The organism is Chitinophaga horti, from assembly GCF_022867795.2.
GTDB classification, from domain to species: domain Bacteria; phylum Bacteroidota; class Bacteroidia; order Chitinophagales; family Chitinophagaceae; genus Chitinophaga; species Chitinophaga horti.
This window is the reverse complement of record NZ_CP107006.1, coordinates 5,436,189-5,462,118: the sequence shown is the minus strand read 5'-3', so window position 1 is coordinate 5,462,118 and position 25,930 is coordinate 5,436,189. Positions and strand designations below refer to the sequence as shown.

General features: G+C 48.8%; 21 protein-coding genes. 13 read left to right on the top strand and 8 right to left on the bottom strand.

Annotation, left to right across the window (positions count from 1 at the left end; translation table 11 throughout):
• Positions 1–173 precede the first annotated feature (173 nt).
• The 6 genes from MKQ68_RS22035 to MKQ68_RS22010 form a co-directional block, all read right to left on the bottom strand.
• Complete coding sequence (locus MKQ68_RS22035; protein ID WP_264280970.1) at positions 174–1,322, bottom strand: BamA/TamA family outer membrane protein; 1,149 nt, start codon at positions 1,320–1,322, stop codon at positions 174–176.
• Positions 1,323–1,427: 105 nt separating this feature from the next.
• A complete protein-coding gene (locus tag MKQ68_RS22030; protein WP_264280969.1) occupies positions 1,428–2,000 on the bottom strand; it encodes a hypothetical protein in 573 nt (190 codons plus the stop codon).
• 475 nt (positions 2,001–2,475) lie between these two features.
• A complete protein-coding gene (locus MKQ68_RS22025; RefSeq protein ID WP_244836346.1) occupies positions 2,476–3,189 on the bottom strand; it encodes an NUDIX hydrolase in 714 nt (237 codons plus the stop codon).
• Positions 3,190–3,195: 6 nt separating this feature from the next.
• The gene (locus MKQ68_RS22020; RefSeq protein ID WP_264280968.1) at positions 3,196–3,594 is read right to left on the bottom strand and encodes a hypothetical protein; all 399 of its coding nucleotides are present in this window, start codon (positions 3,592–3,594) and stop codon (positions 3,196–3,198) included.
• Between the two features lie 9 nt (positions 3,595–3,603).
• On the bottom strand, positions 3,604–5,223 hold the full coding sequence (locus MKQ68_RS22015; protein WP_264280967.1) for a M20/M25/M40 family metallo-hydrolase: 1,620 nt from the start codon (positions 5,221–5,223) through the stop codon (positions 3,604–3,606).
• 19 nt (positions 5,224–5,242) lie between these two features.
• Complete coding sequence (locus MKQ68_RS22010; protein WP_244836343.1) at positions 5,243–5,407, bottom strand: hypothetical protein; 165 nt, start codon at positions 5,405–5,407, stop codon at positions 5,243–5,245.
• On the opposite strand from MKQ68_RS22010, the gene gcvT reads away from it, so the two are divergent.
• From gcvT to MKQ68_RS21960, 10 genes are all read left to right on the top strand, one after another.
• Positions 5,406–6,494, top strand: coding sequence for a glycine cleavage system aminomethyltransferase GcvT (gcvT, locus tag MKQ68_RS22005; protein ID WP_264280966.1), 1,089 nt, complete (start codon positions 5,406–5,408; stop codon positions 6,492–6,494). The genes MKQ68_RS22010 and gcvT overlap by 2 nt on opposite strands.
• Positions 6,495–6,589: 95 nt before the next feature.
• Complete coding sequence (locus tag MKQ68_RS22000) at positions 6,590–7,063, top strand: SRPBCC family protein (protein ID WP_264280965.1); 474 nt, start codon at positions 6,590–6,592, stop codon at positions 7,061–7,063.
• A 16-nt stretch (positions 7,064–7,079) separates the two neighbouring features.
• The gene (locus MKQ68_RS21995; RefSeq protein WP_264280964.1) at positions 7,080–7,802 is read left to right on the top strand and encodes a 2-phosphosulfolactate phosphatase; all 723 of its coding nucleotides are present in this window, start codon (positions 7,080–7,082) and stop codon (positions 7,800–7,802) included.
• A 194-nt stretch (positions 7,803–7,996) separates the two neighbouring features.
• Positions 7,997–11,749 carry a DEAD/DEAH box helicase gene (locus tag MKQ68_RS21990; RefSeq protein WP_264280963.1) on the top strand — a complete coding sequence of 1,251 codons (3,753 nt, stop codon included), beginning with the start codon at positions 7,997–7,999 and terminating at the stop codon, positions 11,747–11,749.
• 235 nt (positions 11,750–11,984) lie between these two features.
• A complete protein-coding gene (locus MKQ68_RS21985; protein ID WP_264280962.1) occupies positions 11,985–13,244 on the top strand; it encodes a pyridoxal phosphate-dependent aminotransferase in 1,260 nt (419 codons plus the stop codon).
• 380 nt (positions 13,245–13,624) lie between these two features.
• Positions 13,625–14,236: a TetR/AcrR family transcriptional regulator gene (locus MKQ68_RS21980; RefSeq protein ID WP_244836332.1), complete on the top strand. Its 612-nt coding sequence runs from the start codon at positions 13,625–13,627 to the stop codon at positions 14,234–14,236.
• A gap of 12 nt (positions 14,237–14,248) precedes the next feature.
• Positions 14,249–14,863: a TetR/AcrR family transcriptional regulator gene (locus MKQ68_RS21975; RefSeq protein ID WP_264280961.1), complete on the top strand. Its 615-nt coding sequence runs from the start codon at positions 14,249–14,251 to the stop codon at positions 14,861–14,863.
• Positions 14,864–14,887: 24 nt separating this feature from the next.
• Complete coding sequence (locus MKQ68_RS21970) at positions 14,888–16,240, top strand: TolC family protein (RefSeq protein ID WP_264280960.1); 1,353 nt, start codon at positions 14,888–14,890, stop codon at positions 16,238–16,240.
• A gap of 9 nt (positions 16,241–16,249) precedes the next feature.
• The gene (locus MKQ68_RS21965; protein ID WP_264280959.1) at positions 16,250–17,314 is read left to right on the top strand and encodes an efflux RND transporter periplasmic adaptor subunit; all 1,065 of its coding nucleotides are present in this window, start codon (positions 16,250–16,252) and stop codon (positions 17,312–17,314) included.
• Between the two features lie 145 nt (positions 17,315–17,459).
• A complete protein-coding gene (locus MKQ68_RS21960; protein ID WP_264280958.1) occupies positions 17,460–20,657 on the top strand; it encodes an efflux RND transporter permease subunit in 3,198 nt (1,065 codons plus the stop codon).
• A gap of 154 nt (positions 20,658–20,811) precedes the next feature.
• Here the strand turns inward: MKQ68_RS21960 and MKQ68_RS21955 are convergent, their stop codons facing one another.
• A complete protein-coding gene (locus MKQ68_RS21955; RefSeq protein ID WP_264280957.1) occupies positions 20,812–22,110 on the bottom strand; it encodes a histidine kinase in 1,299 nt (432 codons plus the stop codon).
• 170 nt (positions 22,111–22,280) lie between these two features.
• Here MKQ68_RS21955 and pheS point away from each other — a divergent pair, with 170 nt between their 5' ends.
• Genes pheS through MKQ68_RS21940 form a run of 3 tightly spaced genes read left to right on the top strand, consistent with a single transcriptional unit; the run spans position 22,281 to position 25,191 of the window.
• Complete coding sequence (gene pheS / locus MKQ68_RS21950) at positions 22,281–23,312, top strand: phenylalanine--tRNA ligase subunit alpha (RefSeq protein ID WP_264280956.1); 1,032 nt, start codon at positions 22,281–22,283, stop codon at positions 23,310–23,312.
• Between the two features lie 10 nt (positions 23,313–23,322).
• Entirely contained in the window at positions 23,323–24,186 is an 864-nt protein-coding gene (locus MKQ68_RS21945) for a 3-hydroxyacyl-CoA dehydrogenase NAD-binding domain-containing protein (protein ID WP_264280955.1), read from the top strand.
• Between the two features lie 15 nt (positions 24,187–24,201).
• Complete coding sequence (locus tag MKQ68_RS21940; protein ID WP_264280954.1) at positions 24,202–25,191, top strand: NAD-dependent epimerase/dehydratase family protein; 990 nt, start codon at positions 24,202–24,204, stop codon at positions 25,189–25,191.
• Here the strand turns inward: MKQ68_RS21940 and MKQ68_RS21935 are convergent.
• On the bottom strand, positions 25,188–25,883 hold the full coding sequence (locus MKQ68_RS21935) for a hypothetical protein (RefSeq protein WP_264280953.1): 696 nt from the start codon (positions 25,881–25,883) through the stop codon (positions 25,188–25,190). The two genes, MKQ68_RS21940 and MKQ68_RS21935, sit on opposite strands and share 4 nt — an antisense overlap.
• Positions 25,884–25,930 lie beyond the last annotated feature (47 nt).

Below are 25,930 nucleotides of genomic sequence, written 5' to 3'. Positions count from 1 at the left end.
TGAAAGATTGGGACGTGGCGTTGGGAACGTGTTAAGTCAGCAGGACGTGTTACGCCGCCAGCACCACGAGCTTGTTTGGAAGGATTGGGACGTGGCGTTGGGAACATGTTAAGTCAGCAGGACATGTTGCGCCGTCAGCACGACGAGCTTGTTTTGGACGCGTTGGGCGCCTGTTAAAATGCTTCCCCGAGCGACAGGTAAAACCCGGTCTGGCGTTTTTCGCCCGGCCGCTGCTCACCTATACCATAATCCAAACGAATGGTCAGGCGCGAACTTTTGTCGTAGAAGTAACGAATACCACCACCGAAATTCGGCTTAAACCGGTCGATGTCGAAATCACGATTGGCAAAAACAGAACCCGTTCCGGCGAAGGCCACCAGCGCGAACGTAGGCTTCATTTCGAATTTCCAGAGGCGTATTTTTAGTTTAGGATCTATAAAGTAACGATACTCAGCTTGCCCTGCCAGGTAGTTCTGGTCACGGTAACGGCCGGCATAGTAGCCCCGCATAATGAAGTCGTTGCCCAACTCCTGCAGCTGGTAAAAAGGAAGTGTGCCGCCCTGGATGCTGGAAGCATATGCGTTGAGGCCGACAGTATTATTTTTCAGGAAAGTAAAGAAGTGATTGGCCTTCAGTTCCAGTTTCCAAATTGGGTAACTGCTCAGGAACTCGGGCGCATACGAGCCGTTAACACGTACCATTGAACCCTGGCGTGTGTAGTTTTGATTATCGCGGTTGTCAAACACTCCGGTAACACCGATGTAGGTGACATGGCCGCCGTCTTTATCCACCAGCGTCATTCCAGGGTAAATGCCTTTGTCTTCCCTGGCATCGAAGCGGTCGTGCTGGAAGAGCAGCGACGGCCCTACGAAGAAGTGGCGTCCGAAGCGTTTCTCTGCTTCGAACAGGCCTTTGAGGCGGCGATTGCCTACGAGCGAGCGATCGTCGTAGTGCGTGGAGTCGCCGGTGCCATAGAAGTAAAAGGGAAAGTCGTGGTAACGGACATTGCCCTTCAGATGCCAGGCATTGTCGCGCGTCCAGAAGTCGGTGCGCAGGTCGAGCTTCCATTGTTTCTCGGTGGTGACGCTCGCGATAAGAATGATGGAGGAATTACGGGTCGCCGGCGATGGATTTTTGTTATCTATATAAAAAGAATACAAACCCGCCACACCGATCTCGAAGCCCTTTTCCGGCGCGTAGCCGATGGCCGGCAGCGGAAAAAAGCTATTCTTACGGGCAGGCACAAGCGTGTCCGCTTGTTGAGCCTTGCCGGTCAGGCCCGCAAAAAGAAGGGCCGCACTCCATAAAAATTTCCTGCGCATAGGATGCAAATGTGCGAAATCTAAATGAAATAGCGCTCGCCGGGTGCAGTACATAAAAAAGGCCGCTCGGCGAAGCCGGCGGCCAGTCAGGTATAATGGATGTTGTTAGTCTATTTGATTCACCGCAGGAACTGTCGCCATTCCGCGAATCATGATCTCTCCGGGCTTCGCGTTCTTATTTACCGGCGGCATAACAGGTGGGCGGGCACTTGCCACATCTGTGAAGGTGATGAGGTTCGCGCGCAACTGATCGCCTTTGCGCAGGAATTCTATCTTCTTTACGTCTGCAGTGTGTATCTTAATATTATGCACATTCGCCAGCAGCCCGTCGATCGCGTATTCGGTAATGTTCGTCAGCCGGCTTCCGAAAAACTCATCTACCGCTTTATCCAGGGACACGCCCTCGGAGGTTTGTGTATTGGTGACGATCAGTAAAACACCGTTCGATGAGATGTCGCCATATTTGAGCGCTGCTGCATGGTTCTTCAGCACATCGATGCTAACGATCGATTCGGGTTTAATTCCGTCGAGGTTGCCAGGGCAATAAACGCCGTTTACGATATAGAGTGGCGGAGCACTATGACGATGGATCGGAGTGCGCTGCAATGAGTCCTGCGACTGCGCGGAGGCAGAAACAGTAATTCCGAATAGAACAAAGAGAGTGGAGAAAAGCTTCATGTTCGTTGGGTTTACTTAAATATACTAAAAAATAACCAGATTTGTACCAGCTACATATATTACCTGGAAGGCAATACTGTGGAGGTTTTTACGTTTTTGTGTAGGAAATACGTGAATTTGTTTTTCGCGTTTAAGATGTTTTTCTGAAGGTACGTTACGCGTTACTTGAAGACTTCTGCTGATGCGATAAAATAAAAACGCCGGAGGTCGGGTGGAGAATATTCGATTCTCGAAGCCTTCCCAACCGGTCTACCGGCTATGATTACACGCAATTTTGTCAGTTCCAGTCGTTGAAAGCCATCTTTCCAGGTGTTTGGACTGACTTTAAGCATGTTCTTCCCAAAGTCAATACTGTAGCTGGTTTAAATTGATTCGTGTTCGTTTTACACAATTTATTTTAAAAGGCGATGATTTTAAAATAAATATTGTCAGAATAACACAAAATATTCTAACTAGATGATAATCAGCCGTAAGGCTAAATCTCAAAGTAAACCCCTTCGTCCCTGAGTTTTGAGTACTCCTGCTCATTAAAACTGAACAATTTGGCAGGTCGGCCTTGTAAAGCGGCTTTTTGTTTCTCTTCATGCGCGATCAAAATTCCGAGCGAATTAAGTTTCTTCTGAAAATTTCGACGGTCGATCGGGCGGGATAATAATAGCTCGTACAATTTCTCCAGCTCCGAAATCGGGAACTTGCTGTCGAGCAATTCGAAGCCGATGGGTTCATAACGCACCTTATTACGGAGACGGACAAGTGCTTTTTCGATGATCATGTTATGGTCGAATGCGAGCTGCGGTAATTCATTCAGCTTACACCAGCGGGCTTCTCGATCGTCACTTGTTTTGTTCAGGAACGAGGAGTTGATAACCGGTTTGGGTGGTGTGCTTAACGCGGTTGGTCTTACCAGGCCGAAGTACGCGACAGACAGTACACGCCCTCTCGGGTCACGCTCTGGCGCCCCGAAAGTGTAAAGCTGTTCAAGATAATTGATCTGGATACCCGTTTCCGAGCGCAACTCCCGCTTAACACAGTCTTCAAGCGGTTCGTCGTTGTGGGCAAAGCCTCCGGGCAGGGCCCATTTAAAGATATAGGGCGGGATGGTGCGTTTAATCAGCAAAACCGACAGTCCATCCCGGGAATTGTAACCGAAAATTACGGCGTCGACCGTAACTCTTATATGTTGATGCACGGGAACTTACTTTGCGCTAATATACTGCGTCACTTGGTTTGTTCCCTTATTCAGATTAATAAAAAGTGGATTTTTTTGCGGATCGAAGGCAATAATCGAAAATTTACCAGCCGCATCGCTGGGTTTTGGTACGATAATTTGCAACTCCTGGCCGTTCGACTGGCGAAACAGCAGGCTATCGTTCGTGAGTGACTTCGCTTTAAAATTGCTTTTTTCCAGCAGTGCGATCATCTCCTGCTGCTTGTTGTAAAACCCTATTTCAATGGAATCTCCTTCGGCAGGTTGCGCCGGACGAACAACATAGGTCTTTTCGGAAATCACATCATAACCGGTGGTATCCGTCTTCGCACGCTCCTGGTTACAGGCAAACAGGGCAGCCACGGCTAAAAGGGACAAATATCTCATGTATCTATTTTAGAAAGTAATATCGAAAGTTTTTTCGGTGGCACCGCGTTTCACCTTCACCGTAGTTTTATCACCGGCTTTGAAGGTTGCCAGGGCTGCCATGTAGGCTTCCAGGTCAGCTATTTTGCTATTGCCCAGTTGAACAATGACGTCGCCTGCCTGCAAACCAGCCTTCTTTGCGGGCTTGCCTTCGCTCACGCCGTCGGCGCGTACGCCGCCACCGCTGAAAGTATAATCAGGCATGATGCCCAGTGTTACACTAAAGCGCGGACTGGTGCCCATCTGCATTTCCTTCGTTTTGGTGAACATCAGTTTATCCTGCTTCGTAGAATTTTCGATAATGTCGTACACCAGCTTCACGATCTGCACTTCGCCGTCGATGTTAATTTTGTCGGCGTCATCGGTTGGCTTGTGATAGTCGCTATGCGTACCGGTGAACAGGAATAATACTGGCAGGTCGCTGCGGTAAAATGAAGTGTGGTCGGACGGGCCCGTGCCGGAAGAATCGTATGTTACTTTCAATTCCTTTGGGAGCGAGGCCTTTAAAATACTTCCCCAGCTGGGAGAAGTGCCTATACCACCGATCTGCAAACCTTTATTGTTATCCAGGCGGCCAACCATATCCATATTGATCATGAAGTTCACCTTCTTAAAATCAAGCGTATGGTTTTGCGTGTAATATTTTGAGCCGAACAGGCCGAGTTCCTCTCCGGAAAAGGCGATCAGCAGGTAATTGCTCTTTTTGTTTTTAGATGCTTTCAGCTGGCGGCCGAGCTCCAGTAAGGCGGCCGTACCACTGGCGTTGTCGTCGGCGCCGTTGTGGATCGCTTTTTCGCCGGCGCCCAGGGAGTTTTCATCTTCCCCATAACCAAGATGGTCGTAGTGCGCACCGATAATAATCGTAGTGGGTGCATTATTATTAATATAACCGATGACGTTGGTGCCGGTGCGTTTGGTTTGCTGTAAGTCCACCGCCATCGATATCTGGAAATCATTGGCATTTTGATCTGCGAGTACTTTACTCGCTTCCGCACCTGCCCATAATACAGGGATGTTTAATGCCGTGTGTTGGCTGGACAACCACTTCGCGACGGCGCCTTGCGTTTCTTTCCCATTGAAAAAGATAACCCCCTTCGCTTTATTCTTTTCCGCTTCTTTTGCGGCGGCCAGGTAAACGGCTGCTGCGTCTGCATGCGGACTTTCCATACCTTCGAGTTCTTTCACGTCGAGCATCCAAACGTTGTCGGGTTCATTCACGCCGGGCAGCACTTCTCCCGAAGCACTTTTATTGGCGCTGAATGGCAGCGGCGTGAATTGTTTGCTGGTAAACTGTTTGTTGTTGATGGTTAATTTGGTGCCTGGGCCAGCCTCTTTGCCTTCGCGCACTGTAAATTCCTGTAAATAGTCATTGCCTTCGCCCGGCGTAATACCGGCCTGTTTCATTTGAGCGGAAATGTAAGCGGCAGCCAGTTTTTCACCGGCAGTACCCGTACGACGACCTTCCAGTTTATCGCTGGCGAGATAGTTAATATGGGCCTGCAGGCTGGTGGCCGTTTTTTTGTCGGCTTTCTTCTGAGCGGTGGCGATGAGGGAGAGGCACGCCAGCGGTAACAGCAAAAGTCTTTTCACAAGAATGATTTTTAACGATTTACGCTGCAAAAGTAACGTGCAGCGCGGGAATGTGGTGCATAAACGCAATTATTGCACCAATTTCCACCCGAATAATTATTTTTGCCGGGCTTACAACTTCGGGACCAACCATCAAACCAACCTGCTCGGTATCCGGAATTGGTATTAAACTATTGAAAATCATGAAGAATACTCCTTTTACGGAAAAACACATCGCCCTGGGCGCTAAGATGGCTGCCTTTGCTGGTTACAACATGCCCATTTCTTACAGCGGTATCAATGAAGAGCACCTCGCCGTTCGCAACAATGCGGGCGTATTTGACGTAAGCCACATGGGCGAGTTTATCCTGAAAGGAGAAAACGCCCTGGACCTCATTCAGCGCGTAACTACTAACGACGCATCCAAACTTACCGCGGGTAAAGCGCAGTACAGCGCCCTGCCCAACGAAGACGGCGGCCTGGTTGACGATCTGCTGGTATATTGCATCGAGGAGAACAAGGTGTATATGCTGGTAGTAAACGCATCCAACATTGAAAAAGACTGGAACTGGATCCAAAAGTTCAACACCAGGAATGTAGAGATGCATAACATCTCTGACAGGACTTGTTTGCTGGCCATCCAGGGGCCTAACGCCACCAGCATGCTACAACCGCTTACGGAAGTAGACCTGGTAAATATGAAATATTACACCTTCGCGAAAGGCACCTTTGCCGGCGTACCCGACGTGGTGATCAGCGCAACTGGTTACACGGGCGCTGGCGGTATTGAGATATATTTTGAAGATAAAGACGGCAACGCAGACAAAATCTGGGACGCCCTGTTCGAACTCGGCACACCTAAAGGTCTGAAGCCAATCGGCCTGGCTGCCCGCGACACCCTGCGCCTGGAAATGGGCTTTTGCCTGTACGGTAACGACATCGACGACCGTACCTCCCCCATGGAAGCTGGCCTGGGCTGGATCACGAAGTTTACCAAAGACTTTACCAACCGCGCTACTTTCGAAAAGCAAAAGGCCGAAGGCGTTCAGCAAAAACTGGTAGGGTTCGAAATGATCGACAGAGGTATTCCGCGTCACGATTACGAGATCAAAACCGCTGAAGGTGAAACGATTGGCCGCGTAACATCCGGTACGCAGTCGCCATCCCTGCAAAAAGCAATTGGCCTTGGATACGTAAAAACGCCTTTTGCCGTTCTTGATACAGAAATTTACATTGCCGTTAGAGATAAATTACTGAAGGCGAAAGTTGTAAAAGCGCCTTTTCTGAACTAGAAGTGAAAAAGTAAAAATTTTAACCATCATCCTAAAGACAAACCTTGGGACTAGCGTCTTTTTATTTTTTCACAAGAACCTGTAAAACATACGCTATGCCTGTTATTCACCTGACAACCGTCATCCATGCGCCCTTGCAGCGGGTTTTTGACTTAAGTCGCAGCATTACGCTGCACAAGCGCAGCATGGAACACACCAACGAAGAGGCTATCGCCGGTCGTACAAACGGCCTGATAGAAAACGGGGAATCTGTTACCTGGCAAGCCAAACACCTGCGTAAGGTGCGGCAGCTAAAGGTGCATATAACCGCCATGGAGAAAAGTGGCTTTTTTCGTGATGAAATGCTCGAAGGCGATTTTACCTACATGAAGCATGAACATCACTTTAAAGAGATAGCCAATGGTACCGTAATGATCGACGTGATGGACTTTGGTACGCCTTACGGCAAACTGGGCCGCCTGTTCGAAAAACTGTACCTGCACCGGTATATGCAGCGTTTGTTGGAGCACCGAAACGAGGTTATTAAAGACTTTGCGGAGTCGGAAAAGTGGCGGGTGGTCCTCACTTAACAAGAAAAATTCGAGAATGACAGAAAGTAATAAGCCCAGGCTGGAAGTTTGCCTGTCGCCCGCGCTCCTACACCTTTACGATGTGAAAAGCAGCATCGTGGTGATTATCGATGTACTGCGGGCAACGTCTACCATTTGTACGGCCCTGGCCAACGGGGCTACCAAAATAATACCTGTTGCCACGGTAGAAGAATGCGTAAACATCGGCCGCCAGCTGGAAGCTATTACCGCAGGCGAGCGCGATGGTAAAATTGCAGAAGGCCTCAAACATGGTAACTCCCCTTTCGAGTACTCCCGCGATTTTATTGAAGGTAAAGTGATGGTGCTAACGACTACCAATGGTACCAAGTTGCTTCACATGGCCAAAGACGCCGTGCAGATCGTTACCGGATCTTTCCCTAATATTTCTGCCGTGTGCGATTACCTCGTAGCACAAAAGCAAAACGTCATCCTCGGATGTGCCGCCTGGAAGGACCGGGTAAACCTGGAGGATACACTCTTTGCCGGCGCCGTGGTAAGCCGCATCCGCGAACACTTCGACGTAAGTTGCGACTCGGCCATTGCTGCGGAAACGATGTACGAAGCATCCAAAGGCGATCTTTTCGAAGCCATGAAGAACGCTACCCACTTCAAACGCCTCTCTAACTTCGGGCTGGAAGCCGACATCCGGTATTGCCTTACGGCAGACGGTGCGAATGTGCTGCCCGTACTAAGGAACGGCGAGTTGGTATTGGGTTAGCGCTTACCGCATAAACAAATTAAACGGACCGGATTGGCCTTTGCAGCCCCGGTCCGTTACCTTTTAGCAAGGAACAGCTCTCCCGATGACAAGAATTTAAAAAATTTTGGCTTACTTTTGTGGATTGCCTTTTCACGAGTCGTCTTAAAACATCCGGAACTATAAAACCCGCGACTCGTGCCAAAAAGCTGGCAATGCCCGAAAGCATGTCATTACCCCACCTGCTAAAATATGTGTATAATAACGGGACCGACGAGGTGATCCGCAGGGGGAAACGTATATACGCCACCGGGGGCGTAGAGTTGCTGGATGCCGATCCGGTGCTCAAATCCGCCAACTTCCGGGTGAAAAGCGATACCCACGCCAATTATTACAAGGTTTCTATTAATAAATACCACGAAACAGCGGTCATGAACATCCGCTGCCAGTGTCCATACAACCTCGGCGACATTTGCCGGCACGAGGCTGCTGCGCTTTTTCAGCTACAGGAAATGCTGGACAAGAACCACTTCGAATCCTTCGAAACGCAGTACGACCAGCAGCATACGCTGGTAAAAATGAAAACGATCGATGTGAAAACGCTTCGGCTGCTGGCATCGCCGGAAATCTACGCCAAGGCAGAAGCAATCCTTAAAAAGTCGCAGGCGGTGATAAAGTCAGCCAAGGATGAAAAGGTGGAGGCAGAGCTGAAGGCCGACGGTAAATTGTATCCGCTCATTATTCAACGCAACGAGGAGCGAAACTTCGATACACACTGCTCCTGCAGCGAATCGGAGCATCCTGTTTGTGAACACAAAACCGCACTATTCCTGCAGTTGCTGCAAGATAGCGGCCCGTTTTACTTTGATACCCTACGTAACTGGGATAAAGAAAAGAACAAACTGCTTTCGCTTTACGGTTACTCCCTTACGGACGACCTGGAGGGCAAGTTTTCTTTCTCCTACATCAATGGTAAGCCATTCCTGCGTGTGTTGGACCCAACCATCAAAAAGGTGGAAGCGCCTATCCCTACAGGTTCATCCAGTATGGCGGCGGCGAATGAGCCGGCAGACGACTCCCTGTCCGTAACGCGCCGGCTGGGCGTGGTGATGAACGGGAACGAGCAGCTGTATCCTTACTTTAAAGCCGATCTTATTACAGGCGAGGCCAATGATGAAGCGACGGAGTTCGTATCGCTGATCAGTAAACTCGACCTCACTAAATACATCGATTTTTATCAGTTCAAAGAAAAAGACCGCGAGCTGATCGTACCGGTGCGCAAGATCCAGCAGACAGAGATCAGCAAGTTTTTGAACAAGAACTCTCCGTTTGCAGGGATCTGGGAAAATATCATGCACGATAATTCCGACGAACTGCCAGCGGAAACAAAGGAGCTGATCCTCGAATACCTGCATCCAAAGCTGTTAAAATTGTTCCCCGTGCTGGAGGAACATAGCCGTACGTTTTTACTGCGCGACGGGCAACCGTTTAAAACCAAAAACCTGCAGGCACTTAAAATCGCGGACAGTCACCTGGGGCTGCACTTCAAAACGAAAGCAACGGCCAATCACGTAGAGATCAGCTGTTGGGTCGATATCGACGAAAACCTCGTGAACGTGGCGGACAACCAGTGGGCCAGTCCGCTCATCTTCCTGTATAATAATACCATTCACCTGTTTCGCCAACCGCTGGATGCGCTACAGGTAGAACAATACCAGCAGCATGGCATACTACGCATCGTAAACGAGGAATGGCCCGGTTACCTGCGCGATTACCTGATGCCGCTGAGCAAAAACTACGACATTCAATTCGATAACGGGTTACTCGACGAAGTGGATGACATTGCGCCAGACAGCCTGGTGCACCTGAAAGAAGTGGGTGAAACGTTTATCATTCAGCCTTCATTCGCTTATCATGGCCATGAGGTGGAGTGGAACGAGGAAACGAAAATCACCGTGCAGGAAGGCAACAAGGTACTCATCATCCACCGGAACAAAGAAGCGGAAATGGATTTTGTCAACAAGATCCGGTCGCTGCACTCCAACTTTGCGGTAAACAGTAACTACAACTACTTTTTCCTGCGGGCGAAAGAAGCGTTGAAGAACAATTGGTTCTTCCTGTTTTTTGATGCATTGAAGGAAATGAATGTGCGCGTATTTGGTTTCGAGACCTTGCGTAACTTCCGCTTCAATCCACAGAAACCCGTTACCAACCTGCAAATCAGCTCCGGCATCGACTGGTTCGACGCGCAGGTGGAAGTGGTGTATGGCGATCAGCGGGTGAGCATCAAAGAAATTAAGAAAGCGCTCGTCAATAAACAAAACTACGTGCAGCTGGCCGATGGTACATTGGGTTTGCTGCCGGAGGAATGGCTAAAAAAATACTCGCTGCTGTTCAAGATCGGAGAGGAAAAAGATAAAGGGCTGAAGTTGTCGAAGTACAACTTTTCTGTAATCGACGAGTTGTACGAGTTTATTGACGATGAAGCGATATTGGTAGAGCTGGACGAGAAGCGGAAGAAGCTGCTGCAGTTCGATGAGATCCGCAGCACACCTATCCCCCGAAATGTATTTGCAAACCTGCGCCCCTACCAGGAAAGCGGCTTTCAATGGCTGAACTACCTGGATGAAGTGAAGTGGGGCGGCATTTTGGCCGATGACATGGGTTTGGGTAAAACCGTGCAGGCACTCACCTTTATTCAGCATTACAAAAACAAAAATGGTAAATGCCTGGCGCTGGTCGTTTGTCCGACCACGCTGATCTATAACTGGGAGAACGAGATCAAAAAGTTCACCCCGGAAATGACGCATCATATTCACCACGGCCCTGCACGTTTGCGTAGTGACGAGGAGTTGCGCAAGTTTGATATCATTATTACCACTTACGGCACGTTACGAAGTGATATCACTTTGCTGATGAAGATGGAGTTCGACTACGTGGTGCTGGATGAATCGCAGGCGATCAAAAACCCGCAAAGTAAGGTGACAAAAGCGGCACAGCTGCTGCAAACCCGTAATAGATTTGCGTTAAGCGGTACACCGATGCAAAACAATACGTTCGATATTTACGCGCAAATGAACTTCCTGAACCCCGGCATGCTGGGCAGTGTAGACTTTTTCAGGAACGAATTTGCCACACCGATCGATAAGTTTCAGGACGAGGAAAGGAAAGAACATCTGCGTAAACTGATTTATCCTTTCATTCTTCGTCGTACGAAAGAACAGGTGGCAAAGGACCTGCCGGACAAAATCGAAACCGTTATCTTCTGCGAGATGGATCCTGAACAGCGCCATATTTATGACGCTTACCGTAACACCTACCGCTCGAAGATCCTTGGTGTAATTGAAGACCAGGGCATGGAGCGTTCGCAATTAACGATTTTGCAGGGCCTCATGAAGTTGCGCCAGATTTGCGATAGCCCTGCGATATTAAATGAGCAGGAGCAATATCCGAATCACAGCGTGAAGCTGCATGAACTAACACGTGAGATCACGGAGAACATCGGTAACCACAAAGTACTCATCTTCTCCCAGTTCCTCGGCATGTTAGGGCTGATCAGGGAAAAGCTCGAGCATCAGCATATCAAGTACGAATACTTCGATGGCAGCACTTCTTCTATGGACAGGGAAAAAGCGATCCAGAACTTCCAGAACAACGAAGAGTGCCGCGTGTTCCTGATTTCGTTAAAGGCGGGTGGTGTAGGTCTCAACCTGACGGCGGCCGACTATGTGTACATCGTAGATCCCTGGTGGAACCCGGCGGTTGAGCAACAGGCGATTGACCGGACGCACCGTATCGGCCAGACCAAAAACATCTTCGCTTACCGCATGATTTGTAAGGACACCGTAGAGGAAAAGATACTGGAGCTGCAGGAGCGTAAAAAGTCCCTGGTGAAGGAAATTATCGCCGACGATAACGGCTTCATCAAAAAGCTTACGAAAGAAGATGTGCTGTACCTGTTTAGTTAACGCATCTTCCGAAATATAAATTTTACAGGCAGTCCGGCAACGGCTGCCTTTTTAGTGAGCATGTTTGCTTGACGTTTTTTCAGTGTAGGCCTTTCTTTTTGAATAATTTTGCAGTGAATCTGACTTTTGTTGAATAAAATAAAAACAAGAGGGCCGTTCTTTAAAAGTATCTATAAAACGGTTACTTTTGCGGCGCAAAAAACCATTAATAAAAAACAAAAAAACATCTTGGGTTATGAAACTATCGCATTTAGCCGAAACGCTCATAGGATCTGAAATTATCAAACTGGCAGGTGAGATAAAGGAAAAGCAGGCCAAGGGCGAGAAGATTTACAACTTCACTATCGGTGATTTTGACCCCAAGGTATTTCCGATCCCGGCAGAGTTTGAGCAGGAAATCGTGAACGCTTACAAAGAGCACTACACGAACTATCCTCCCGCCGATGGTATTCCTGAACTGCGTAAGGCGGTTGGTGAGTTTATCAGCGAGCGCGAAAACCTCAGCTATGATCCTACCAGCGAAATCGTTATTTCCTGCGGCGGCCGTCCGATCATCTATGCTACTTACCGCACCCTGGTTGACCGTGGCGAGAAAGTGATTTACGCAACGCCTTCCTGGAATAATAACCACTACACGCACTTCCTGGAAGCAGAACACGTAGTGCTGGAAACCCGCGTTGAGAACGACTTTATGCCTACCGCAGCCGAGCTGAAGCCTTTGCTGAAAGGTGCTACCCTGCTGGCGCTCTGCTCTCCGCAGAACCCGACTGGTACCGCTTTCGCGAAACAACAGCTGGAAGAGATCTGCGACCTGGTAATTGCAGAAAATAAAATGCGCGGCGAAAACGAGAAGCCCCTGTTCGTAATGTTCGACCAGATGTATTGGGTACTCACTTTCGGCGACACGCACCACTACAACCCCGTTGGCTTGCGTCCTGAAATGAAGCCATTCACTATCTTCATCGACGGGATGAGTAAATCATTTGCCGCTACCGGTGTTCGTGTTGGTTGGGCGCTCGGTCCCGCTAACGTAATCGGTAAAATGAAAGCGATCCTCAGCCACGTTGGTGCCTGGAGCCCAATGGCAGAGCAGAAAGCAGCCGCTAAATACCTCGCGCAGAAAGACAATGTAAATACTTACCTGAAACACTTCAAGGCAGAAATCGAAGAAAGACTGGTGAAAATCCACGCTGGCTTCACTGCGCTGAAAAATGCAGGTCACAATGTAGAGGCAATCGCGCCACAGGCAGCCATTTACCTCACGCTGAAAATTGACCTGGTAGGTAAAACTACTGCCGACGGTAAAAAGCTGGAAAGCCAGGGCGATGTGACTTCTTACATCCTCGACGAGGCGAAATTGGCTGTGGTGCCATTCTCTGCGTTCGGTGCAGCTAAAACTTCCCCTTGGTATCGCATGAGTGTTGGTACCTGCGTGAAGCAAGAAATTCCGGAGATGCTGGAAAAACTGAAAGCAGCGCTGGAAAAATTAAGCTAATCAATGTTGCTAAGTTGATACGAAAAGGAGGAGCGTTCTGCTTCTCCTTTTCTTTTTTTAGTCATCTTCTCACCCGCTGGTCAGCCGCCGTTGCGACGCTCCGTGCGTCGTTTTCTTCTCTATGTAGGAATTTTTAAAATTGTGTGATATCCACACATAAACTTGTTAGCCATCTAAATAGCCTCGTGATGCAATTGTGTACTTTGTACTCAATTGCCCAATATTCATGCATTATCAACATGTTAGATCAAAAACCCAGGAAACCCGCTAGCCTCCGCGTGTCATCAAAGTGTTAAAACCAAGTTAAATGGTCAACTAACGTTACTAATTCAGGTTTTTGTTCTAATTTTGACTTTATAACTAAAAAAGTCAAAAGGTTAATGCTTACAGAGAACAAAGACGAAATGAGGGATAAAATCCTTGAGGCTGCTCTGAAGCGGTTTACTCAGTTTGGCGCGGGAAAAACCACGATGAACGAGATAGCCGATGACATACGTTGTTCGAAAGCCTCATTGTATTATTATTTCCCTGACAAGAATGGTTTGCACAATGCTGTGCTGGCCAAAGTGGGCGAAGTATATTTTAACGGGATCGAGGATGCGGTAAAAAACATGACCTCGGCTTCCGCAGCATTAAGACAGTTGATCGATATAAGACATGACTTCATACAGAAGTTTTGTCGCCTGGAATTATTCAAGTTGTTAAAGAACGGACCGCCTGCACAGATTGCTGCGCAGATGAACGAGGTGAAAGAGAAAGAAACGGCACTGATAGCAAGAATGTTCGAAAAAGGTATACAGGACGGAGAATTTATAGAGATGGACCCGGTGCAGGCGGCTGAACTTTACAACCAGGCATTGATCGGTTTACGGTTTTCGGTGCTGCAAGGCATTCCTCACCTGGGCGAACCTTCGCCAGAGGAGTTTAGCCTCATCATCGCAAAGCAGAAACAACTTGCTGAAATTTTCATAAAAGGAATGCAGAAGAGATAAAGTGGTTAAGAGATGAACACGCACGACAGGATATTGGAAACAACGCTGAAGCTGATGAGAATGTATGGTATCAAAAATGTTACCATGATGGACATTGCGAAGGAATGCGGCATTTCCAAGAAAACGGTTTACGAACACTTCGAGGATAAAGATGCGATGGTGGAAGAAGCGATCCGTTTTATGACGGACGATCAGCAAAACCAGTTGCAACAATGCCACAACGACGCTAATGACGCCATAGACCTGCTTTTGCGCAGTGTAATGGTTACCGAGTCGCTGGCAAAAACAGTGAATCCGATATTACTTTTCGAGCTGGAAAAATATCACCCTGCTGCCTGGAAAGTAATTGAAGAATATAAAAACACCTATGTCATTAACAGCATTCGCACCAATCTCGAACGAGGTATTGCAGAAGGGCTGTTCAGAAACGATATCAAACTGGAAATAATGTCCCGCCTCCGCCTTCTTCATCTGGAGGGAACATTTAACCCACGACCTTTTCCTGCAGAACACTTCAATCTGCACGAAGTAGCGCAGCAACTGGCGGTGCACTACGTGTACGGAGTGGCTACGCTTAAAGGTCACCAGATCCTTAACAATTACCTGAAAATAACAGAAGAAGCATAAAACACACGCCATAATAGATTACAAATGAAACGGTTGAAACTATCACTTGCCCTGCTCCTGGGCATAGGTGTGTACAATGGACACGCACAAACAAAACTGTCGCTGAAGGAAACCCTCCAGTATGCGCTGGCTAACAACCACAAGCTCGCGCAAACCAGGATGGAAGAAGATCTCGGTCGACTGAAAACGGCGGAGATCAGAGCGCAGGCGTTGCCACAGATCAACGCTAATGGAAACCTTACCGATAACATTATTAAACCAGTATTCGTGCTACCCGGCGACGCCCTTGGCCAGCCAGGAAAAATGCTGACCGTGGAATCCGGAACGACATGGAATACAGGCATCGGTGCAGACCTCTCCCAGCAAATCTTTAACCAGTCTGTATTTACAGGACTGAAAGCGGCGAAGTCCGGCGAGGAATATTACGCAATGCAAACGGTACAATCAGAAGAAAACGTGATTTACCAGGTTTCGCAGATGTACTACAACCTGCTGGTAAGCCAGGAAAGAATGTCGGTATTACAAAGCAACATCGACAAACTGACCAAGCTGGTACAAACCACGCAAACACAATTCGAGAACGGTCTTGCTAAAAGAATTGACCTGGACCGGATTAAGGTGAACCTGGTGAACTACAAAACGCAAAAATCACAGCTGGAAAATCAGCTTCGTACGCAAACAAACTCGTTGAAAAGTTACCTGGGCATGCCGCTGGAAACACAGCTGGACCTGCCTGCCATCGAATTATCGGAACTGGCGAATAAAGCATCCGGCAACGTAGACTATGGCAACTTTATCGTAGAAAACCGTACAGAATTTAAACTGCTGAAAAAGCAGGAGGAGTTACAAAACTATCAGAAGAAAGCTTACCAGGCAGAATATTATCCTTCGCTTTCATTAAGCGCTAACTACTCCTACAATGGTATCAGCGACAAGTTCGATATCTATAAAAGCGGCGGAACCGCATTTTGGTACGACATGGCTTCAGTTGCACTAAAGCTGCGCATCCCGATCTTTGATGGTTATGCACGCCGCTCCAAGGTGAACCAGGCCAATGTTACCCTTCGCCAGATCAATCGCATGCAGGCGGACACGAAGTTGCAGCTGAACAGCGCGTTCGAGAATGCGAAGCTGAATATGGCTAACAATCTCGCCACTATTCAAACGCAGAAGGAAAATATGCAACTGGCCGATGAGGTCTACAGCACTACCCAGAGCAACTACAACCTGGGTCTTGCCAATCTTACCGACCTGCTGAACGCAGAAACTTCCCTTACAGAAGCGCAGAACAGTTACAACCAGGCGCTGCTCGAATACAAACTGGCAGAACTGGAACTGATCAAATCCAACGGTAACCTTAAAACACTTTTAAACTAATCTGAAGTCATGAAGAAAGTAATTATTTACGGCCTTATTACTATAGGTGCGCTTGCGCTGATTATGTGGAAGCTGAGCGCCAACAAAAAAGAGAATACAGAAAAAACCGAGTTCGTAAAACAAAGCAACACGGGTGAAGTGCCTGTATTGGTGGAAAAAGCCGCCCGTACCGAATTCGACCGCCAGTTTGCAGCGAATGGCAACTTCGCTCCTGTTCGCGAACTCACTTACCTCTCCGAAACATCAGGTCGTATCACTAAACTGCTCGTCGACGAAGGCGCTTTCGTAAGCCAGGGCCAAATGCTCGCCCGTGTGGACGACGAATTGCTCAACACCGACCTCAAATCCAACGAGGTTAGCCTGAAGCAGTTGAAAGTAGATATGGAGCGTAACGAAGCCGCGCTGAAGAACGGTGGCGTTACCCAGAAGCAATATGACGATGCCAAACTGCAATACGAACTGGCCATAGCGAAAGTGGAAAGTGCATCCCGCAGGGTAAAAGACACTTATGTGAAAGCTCCTATCCAGGGTACGATCAATAAAAAGTATGTGGAGTTAGGTTCTTATCTCACACCAGGCACCAAGATGTTCGACATCGTGGATGTTAGCCGCCTGAAGCTCGCGGTATCTGTACCGGAAGCGCAGGTAATCAACCTCAAGGTGGGACAAACAGTGAAGGTGACGAGCAATGTGTATCCCGAAGTAAACTATACCGGTAAAATTACTTTCATCGCATCGAAAGGTGATAACACTCTTAACTACCCGGTGGAAATGGAAATCAGTAATGTGAGCGGCAAACCTTTGAAAGCAGGTATGTATGGCACTGCGCTGTTCGAAATGCCTAAGATGGAGCCGGCTATGCTGGTATCCCGCGCGGCATTCGTTGGTGGAGTGAACAGCAATACTGTTTACGTAATGGAAGGCAACACTGCAAAACTGCGTAAAGTAGTAGCAGGCCGCATTTTCGGCGATCGTGTGGAAATCCGCGATGGATTGAACGAGGGTGAAACGGTAATTACCAGCGGCCAGATTAACCTGACTGATGGAGCGAAAGTAACCGTGCAGGCAAAGTAATAGCAGCAACACAGATAAACTCTTTGGCCGGTTGGCTGGTGGAAGAGGTCCCAATAAAGTGAGGCGAACGTAGTGTATGTCCGCGTAACAAAAAGGGGCGGTGTAGAGCACCATCAGTCGATCAGGCCGCCAAACCAACAGTATTATGAAGATTACTGAAGTATCCATAAAAAGACCCACGGTGGTGGTAGTGTTGTTCACTATCCTCACGCTCATGGGGATCATCAGCTACAAGGCGCTGAACTATGAGCTGCTGCCCAAGTTCTCCTCGCCGGTAGTAACCATCACAACAGTGTACCCGGGCGCTTCTCCTTCCGAGGTGGAAAGTACGGTGACCAAAAAAATCGAAGATGCGGTGGCATCTATGGAAAAGGTGAAGAAGATCATTTCTAAATCTTCCGAAAGCCTCTCCAGCGTTACGGTCGAATTGAATAACGATGCGAATGCAGACTTAGGTCTGCAGGATGCGCAGAGAAAGGTAAACGCCATCCTGGCCGACTTACCTGGCGATGCAAAACCGCCATCACTGAATAAATTTTCGCTGGACGATTTGCCGATCATGACACTCTCCGCCACGGCGAAAATGGACGATAAGGCGTTCTATGACCTGATCGATAAAAAAGTACAACCCACGCTCTCCCGCTTGCCGGGTGTAGCGCAGGTGAGCATCATCGGTGGTCAGGAACGTGAAATACAGATCAACATTGTTCCCGCTAAGCTTGAAGCGTATAAGCTTTCGCTGTTGCAGGTGCGGAACATCATTACCAATGCCAACCTCGATTTCCCTACCGGTAAGGTAAAAACGACCGACCAGCAAATACTGGTAAGGCTTGCCGGTAAGTACAAAAACGTGGACCAACTGCGGGACCTGGTGCTTACCACTACCGCAGACGGTTCGCAAATACGCCTGGGTGATATAGCTGATGTGCAGGATAGCCAGAAAGATGCAGAGCGCATTGCCCGTCTCGATGGTGTGAACGCGATCGCGCTCAAAATCCAGAAACAAACGGATGCCAACGCCGTAGAAGTAAGTAAAGAAACCAAAAAGGCCATCGCGAAAATTGAACAGGATTATGCCAGCAATGGTGTAGCGATCGAAATCGCGAACGACTCATCCGACTTTACGCTCGAATCGGCCGACTCCGTAATCCATGACCTGGTGATCGCGATTTTCCTCGTGGCTGGTGTAATGTTATTGTTCCTGCACAGCTTGCGTAACGCGATCTTCGTAATGATCTCCATCCCCGCATCGCTTGTGGCCACCTTTATCGGTATGAAATTCATGGGCTTCTCTCTTAACCTGATGTCGCTGCTCGGTCTTTCCCTGGTGGTAGGTATCCTGGTGGATGATGCGATCGTGGTGCTGGAAAACATTTACCGACACATGGAGATGGGTAAAAACAAAGTGCGTGCGGCGTATGATGGTGTGAAGGAAATTGGATTTACCGTAACATCTATCACGCTCGTAATCGTTGTGGTGTTCCTGCCGATCTCGCTGACGAACGGCCTGGTATCCATGATCCTCCGTGAATTCTGTGTGGTGGTAATGATCTCGACCATGTTATCGTTGCTCGCATCGTTCATGATCGTACCGTTACTCTCCAGCCGCTTCGGTAAACTCGAACACCTCACCGGTAAAAACCTGTTCGAAAAATTCATCCTCTGGTTCGAAAGGCAATTGGAGAAATTTACGAACTGGATGACCGGCATCCTGAAGTGGGCGCTGAAACATAAGATTGCTACACTCGTTACCGCGATCGTACTGCTCGTTGCTTCCTTCATGCTGGTAGGCAAGGGCTACATCGGTGGTGAGTTTATCCCGCAGGGTGATCGTGGACAGTTTATCGTGATGCTCGAAATGCCGAAAGATGCATCCATCGAGCAAACGAACCAAACTACCCGTAAGGTGGAACAAATGCTGAAAGGCAAAAAGGAAATCACTTCACTCATTACCACGGTAGGTCAAACTTCCGAAGATGGCTTTGGTGCTTCCCAGTCCACCGCATATAAATCAGAAATCACCGTAATGCTCGTACCGGCCACTGAACGTGCCGATCCGGCAGACATCTACGCGGCGAAACTGAAAAAGGAACTGAAAGACCAGCTGCCCGGCGTGAAAGTGAAAACGACACCGGTGAGCATCATGGGTACCGCGCAAAACGCGCCGATCGACCTCGTAGTAATGGGCCCAAGCCTCGATACCGTAATGTCTTTCGCCAAACAGGCCATGGCCGAACTGAAAAAGATCGAAGGTAGCAGCGAGGTGAAATTATCTGTAGAAGAAGGTAACCCGGAAATCAACGTGCAGGTAGACCGTGATAAAATGAGCGCCCTCGGCCTCACGCTCGACCAGGTAGGTGGCACCATGCAAACAGCGTTCAGCGGTACTGCGGACGATAGCAAGGTGAAGTTCCGCCAGGGTGAATATGAATATGATGTGAACATCCGTTTCGACGACTTTAACCGTAAAGACATCAACGACGTATCGAACATCACGTTCGTGAACAGCAAGGGCGAATTGGTAAAACTGTCGCAGTTCGCGGTGGTGCAGGAAGGTGCTGGTCCAAGCAGGCTGGAGCGTCGCGATAAAACGACTTCGGTAAACGTACAATCGCAGGTGATTGGTCGCCCCGCAGGTACGGTAGCGGCTGAATTTGGCGAAGTACTCGCGAAAATGAAGAAGCCGGTGGGCGTATCTTACCTCTTTGGTGGTGACGCCGAAAACCAGGGCGATTCATTCGGCACATTGGGTGCAGCATTGCTCATCTCCATCGTGCTGGTGTACCTGATCATGGTGGCACTGTACGACAACTATATTTATCCGTTCGTGGTACTATTCTCCATCCCGCTGGCGATCATCGGAGCCTTGCTGGCACTGGCATTGACGAACAATACGCTCAACATCTTCACCATTCTTGGTATGATCATGTTGATCGGTCTGGTAGCGAAGAACGCGATCATTCTTGTGGACTTTACCAACCAGATGAAGGAGCAGGGCCAAAGCACGTATAACGCGCTGATTCACGCGAACCACGCACGTTTGCGTCCGATCCTGATGACGACCATCGCGATGGTAATTGGTATGTTGCCGATCGCCCTGGCAACCGGTGGTGTGGCCGCTACCAAAAACGGTCTGGCCTGGGTAATCATCGGTGGTCTGATCAGTTCGATGTTCCTTACCCTCATCGTGGTGCCGGTGGTATACGCGATCGTGGATAAGATCATGGCGAAATTCGGCCTCGGCAAAGTTTCCCAGAAACGCCTCATCCGCCAGCGCATGGTAGCGCCTTACAAGGAGGAGCTGAACGATCGCGAACACAAGACCGCGCAAATGATGAACTAATCGAATTTAAAATAGTGTTACAAACAGTGTAACAGTTGTAGGTTTAACTAAATGGCCGGGGTAATCTTACTCCGGCCTTCTTTTTTCTAATTATGTAACCAGCTTTCTATTTCTCCTCATCCCCCGTTGCGTCGCACTCTTCAACCGCATCACGCTAAGCGACAACGGGTGTTGCGTCTGCTTCGTTCATGTTGAAAGAGATGTGCACTTTAGTACCTTCTGCATTGCCATCATCATCATACAAATCGTATACATCGATGCTGAAGTGGGTGTTGAATAACGCCTTGTACAACTCCACCCGCTCGTAGCAAAGCTGCATGCCGCGCGACTGATAAGCGCCTTGCTTTAACCCGTTCGTGCGCAGCTGTGCCGACTTTGCACGTCCTACGCCGTTGTCAATAATCTCGCATAATAAAATGTGATCTTCCGGTTGCCGCCAGTTGATGTGCAGCATGCGGCTGCCTTCTTTAAACATGAGTCCATGCCAGATGGCGTTTTCGAGAAATGGTTGTATCAACATGCCCGGCACATAATGCGCTTCCGCATCAATCGGTTCTTCCACCAGAATGTTGTATTGAAAAGTTTTGTCTACGCGCAGCGATTCAATATTTAGGTAGTGTTGCAGCAATGATATTTCCTCCTGCAAAGGAATAAAGTTTTTTTCCGCGTGCATCAGCACCATACGCAGTAGTTTGGCGAAGTTGCTTACATACGCGGTTGCCTTATCCACCTGGTTAGTAAGAATACAGTTGTATATACCGTTCAGGCAGTTGAAAAGAAAGTGCGGGTTCATCTGTGATTTAAGCGATACCAGGCGCAGTTCCGACAATTGCTTGTGTAAAAGCTGCACTTCTTTTTCACGCTGTTGCGCTTTTTCTTCCGCGATGGTTTTACCAATCTTCACCGCACAAATCGCCGCAATTTTTTCCAGTAATGAAAGGTGTTCTGCCGTGTAAAAATACTTTTGCGAATGCTCGGAGTCAATGATGCCGAACACGCGACCTTCCAAAAAAATGGGGACGGTGATTTCGGAGAAGCGCTGCTCGTCATCCAGAATATACCTTGCATCGCGGGTGGTGTCGCCAATAATTTCCGCTTTGCCTGTTGCTGCTACCGCGCCCACAATGCCACGGCCTACACGAATTTCGATAGGGTCATGTATCTCAAAGCGGGCGGGGTTCTTTGGTCCGTATGCGGCTTTTTGTATGAGGCGTTGTTTCGTTTCGTCTAACACATAAATTACACAGTCTTCCAGTCGCAGTTGCGATATACAGTTTTTGGCGACGTCCCATAGCACGTCTTCCACCGTGTTTTTACCGTAAAGCGAAGTAGCGAAATAGTTGAGCATAGCCTCTGACTGGTATTTGCGGCGGTAACGGCGGCATAAAAGGGCCAGCCATGCCAGGGCGGCAAGCAGCAAGCCGATGAGCGCAGTGTATAAAAGGGGCGGCATATCGTGTTCCAGTTTTAGGTGGCACAAAGGTATCGGGCGCCGGTGTAATTTTCAGCCTATTCTCGTCACACTTCTTATAAGTTACGCTTTTTCGGGCATAAATCACGTGCAGGCGGGCGCTTTAGTCATTAAATGCTAAATATCTTCAATTCAATTATCTTTGTTGCCTTATGGAGCAGTTAGTACAGCAAATAGAAGCTTACAAGCAGGAAATAGCGGCGTTCATACCCGCCAACGCAGAAGAACTGGAGCAATACCGCATCCGTTTCCTCGGTACCAAAGGTATTGTAAAAGCCACCTTTGGTGAAATGAAGTCCGTGCCCAACGAACAAAAAAAGGAGTTCGGCCTGGTGTTGAACGCTTTTAAACAGGCTGCAGAAGCGAAATACGAAGAGTTCGCGCATCTGAAAGAAGGTGTTGCTACCTCCGCCGATGCCGGGCTGGATCTCAGTCTGCCTGCGGAGCCGCACCCGCTGGGTACCCGTCATCCGATCACGATCGTACGCAATAAAATCGTCAACATATTCGAGCGACTGGGTTTCAGTATTGCCGAAGGTCCCGAAATCGAGGACGATTGGCATAACTTTACCGCGCTTAACCTGCCGGAAAATCACCCTGCACGCGATATGCAGGATACCTTCTACATTAACCAGGACCCCGCCTGGATGCTTCGTACCCACACCTCTTCCGTTCAGGTAAGGGTGATGGAACAAGGTAAACTGCCTATCCGCATTATTTGCCCGGGCCGTGTATACCGCAACGAAACCATCAGCGCAAGGGCACACTGCTTCTTCCACCAGGTAGAAGGTTTGTACATTGCCGAAAACGTATCGTTCGCCGATCTGAAGCAAACCTTGTATCACTTCGTACAGGAATTCTTCGGTAAAGATGCCAACGTGCGCTTCCGTCCGTCGTACTTCCCCTTCACCGAGCCTAGCGCCGAAATGGACGTTACCTGCTTCATTTGTGGTGGTCCGGGTTGTAACGTGTGTAAACACACGGGTTGGGTAGAAATACTCGGTTGTGGCATGGTGCATCCTAACCTGCTGCGCAATTCCGGTATCGATCCTGAAAAATATTCAGGCTTTGCTTTTGGCATTGGTGTGGAAAGGCTCACCATGTTGAAGTACCAGCTGAATGACCTTCGCCTCTTCTCCGAAAACGATGTGAGGTTCCTGAAGCAGTTCCAGGACGTGATATAAACCAGCAACAATGCTTACTGTCCACGAAATTAACAGCATTGCCGTTTGCGGCGCCGGTACCATGGGTGCCGGCATCGCACAGGTAACCGCCTCGGCAGGATTTTACACCATCCTGTTCGACCTGAAGCCGGATATCCTTGATAAAGCCCGCGCGCAAATTCAGAAAAGTTTGCAGCAGCAGGTGGAAAAAGGTCGCCTTGCACAGCCGGACGCCGATGCGGCGCTGGGTCGCATCCGCTTCACTACCGACGCCCATGATTGTATTGCCGAAGTAATCATCGAAGCGATTGTGGAAAAGGTAGCGGCTAAAGCGGCGCTGTTCAATCAACTGGCAGAACTTAATCATAGCGAAGCTGTTTTTGCAAGTAACACATCTTCCCTCTCCCTTTCCACAATTGCCAAAGCCATACAGCATCCGTCGCGCGTTGCCGGACTTCATTTCTTCAACCCGGCCCCGGCCATGAAGTTGGTAGAAGTGGTGAGTGGTGAACAAACGGCTGCCTGGGTAAGTGAGCTATTGTATCAGCTTGCTCAACAATTAGGCAAAACACCAGTGCGCGTAAAAGATGCACCAGGATTTATAGTGAACCGTGTGGCCCGGCATTTTTACCTGGAAGCGATGCAGTTGGCGGGGAATAACAATACCAGCTTTAAGACCATCGATACCTTACTGGAAGCAGTCGGCTTTCGTATGGGTCCTTTCGCATTGATGGACCTCATCGGCAACGATATAAACCTCGCGGTAAGTACGTCTTTGTACGAAGCCTTCGATAAAGCGCCGCGTTTTGAGCCGGGCAAATTGCAGCAGCACCTGGTCGCCGAAGGCAACCTGGGCCGCAAAACAGGCAAAGGATTTTACAATTACAACAAATAGCAATATTCAATACGCATGATCTTAGTTACCGGCGCTTCGGGTTTTTTAGGCAGTCATTTAGTACGGCAGCTGGTACAGGCGGGCAAGCCTGTAAAAGCGTTGTACAGGAAAGCTATTCCGGTGCAGCTGCAAGACGTGCAGGACCGGGTGCAATGGGTAAAAGGCGACGTATTAGATATGCCCGCGCTGGAAGAGGTGATGGAGGGCGTAACAGAAGTGTACCACTGTGCGGCGGTAGTATCCTTCAATCCCATCTATAAAAAGGAAATGCTGAAGATCAATATCGAGGGTACGGCCAATGTCGTAAACCTTTGTATCGACTTCAACGTCCGTAAGCTGGTGCATGTAAGCTCCGTAGCTTCACTCGGCCGCGCGAAGGAAATGCAGCAGATCAGCGAGGAGAATGTGTGGGAAGAAAGTAAGAATAACTCCGCCTACGCACAAAGCAAACATTATTCTGAAATAGAAGTGTGGCGCGGTATTGCTGAAGGTCTTGAAGCAGTAATCGTTAACCCTTCCATCATACTCGGCAGCGGTTACTGGGGCGATGGCTCCGGCGCCCTGCTGAAAAACGCCTGGAAGGAATTTCCGTTTTACACCGAAGGTATTAACGGCTTCGTGGATGTGGAAGATGTGGTAAAAGCGATGATCATGCTGATGGACAGCGACGTGAAAAGCCAGCGCTTTGTGCTTTCTGCCGACAACTGGAGCTACCGCGATCTGTTTACCACCATGGCGCAGGCGCTAAACAAAAAGCCGCCACACATTGCTGCTAAGCCATGGATGGCGGCCTTAGTATGGCGCATCGAAAAGGTAAAAAGCTTTTTCACCGGCAAACCGGCGCTTATCACGAAAGAAACCGCCCGTACCGCACAGCTCAAAGTATTTTATAACAGCGATAAAATAGTTCGTATGCTGCCCGGCTTCCAGTTTAAACCGCTGGAACAAACGATCCATGAAATATCGGCTGCTTACCTGGCGCAGCAAAACAAGTTGCAGTCTTAATTACGCATCAGCAGCGAACTGATAGCCGCCACCAATATTTTCTTCCGCTCAACGTCAATTTTGGAGCTCACCCACATGCGTGGCTGCTCGGCAATCATAACCGCTGCAACGGTTTTGCCTCCCTCATGAAACTCGAAACAAGGCCGCTCGTAAGAGTTGGCGATCCCAAAACGGTTATTCCCCGTAATACGTAATTCCTGGGTGCCGCTTCTCAATAAACCGACATTCGCATTGTTATTCAGGTCCAGGTAAGTCGGGTCTTTCAGTATCAGTTCCCAGCTTTGCAGCGACTGTTTGCGGGTGCCGTTAATCCATGCGTAGAATAGCGGCGACTCGCTTTTAACGCCAGCCAGGTAAGATGGCAGTTTTTTATCCGAGAACGTGATGGCAGGTGTATTCAGCACCTGTACGAGCATATTTTCATCTTCACCTTTTACCGTGAAATTAGAGGCGTTCTTCGTGTTTTTGAACTGGGCGGATGGTGAGCCTGCCGCAACACCGGTTTTGCGCGAGGACGTGCTGAAATTGCCCATTGTGATGGTCTTGGCACTAAACCAGCCATCATTGATCGTCGTTTTCCACTCCTGTTCCGTAGTATACAGGTTTTCTTTTGCGGTGGCGGCGATGGGTTTGCTGGTGTTACAGGCTGCCAGTAGCAGAACGGCGGCCAGAAAAAAACAAATACGTTTCATGTGGATGAAGAGTATTAGGTAATAAAAACGCCCCGGCATGGCCAGGG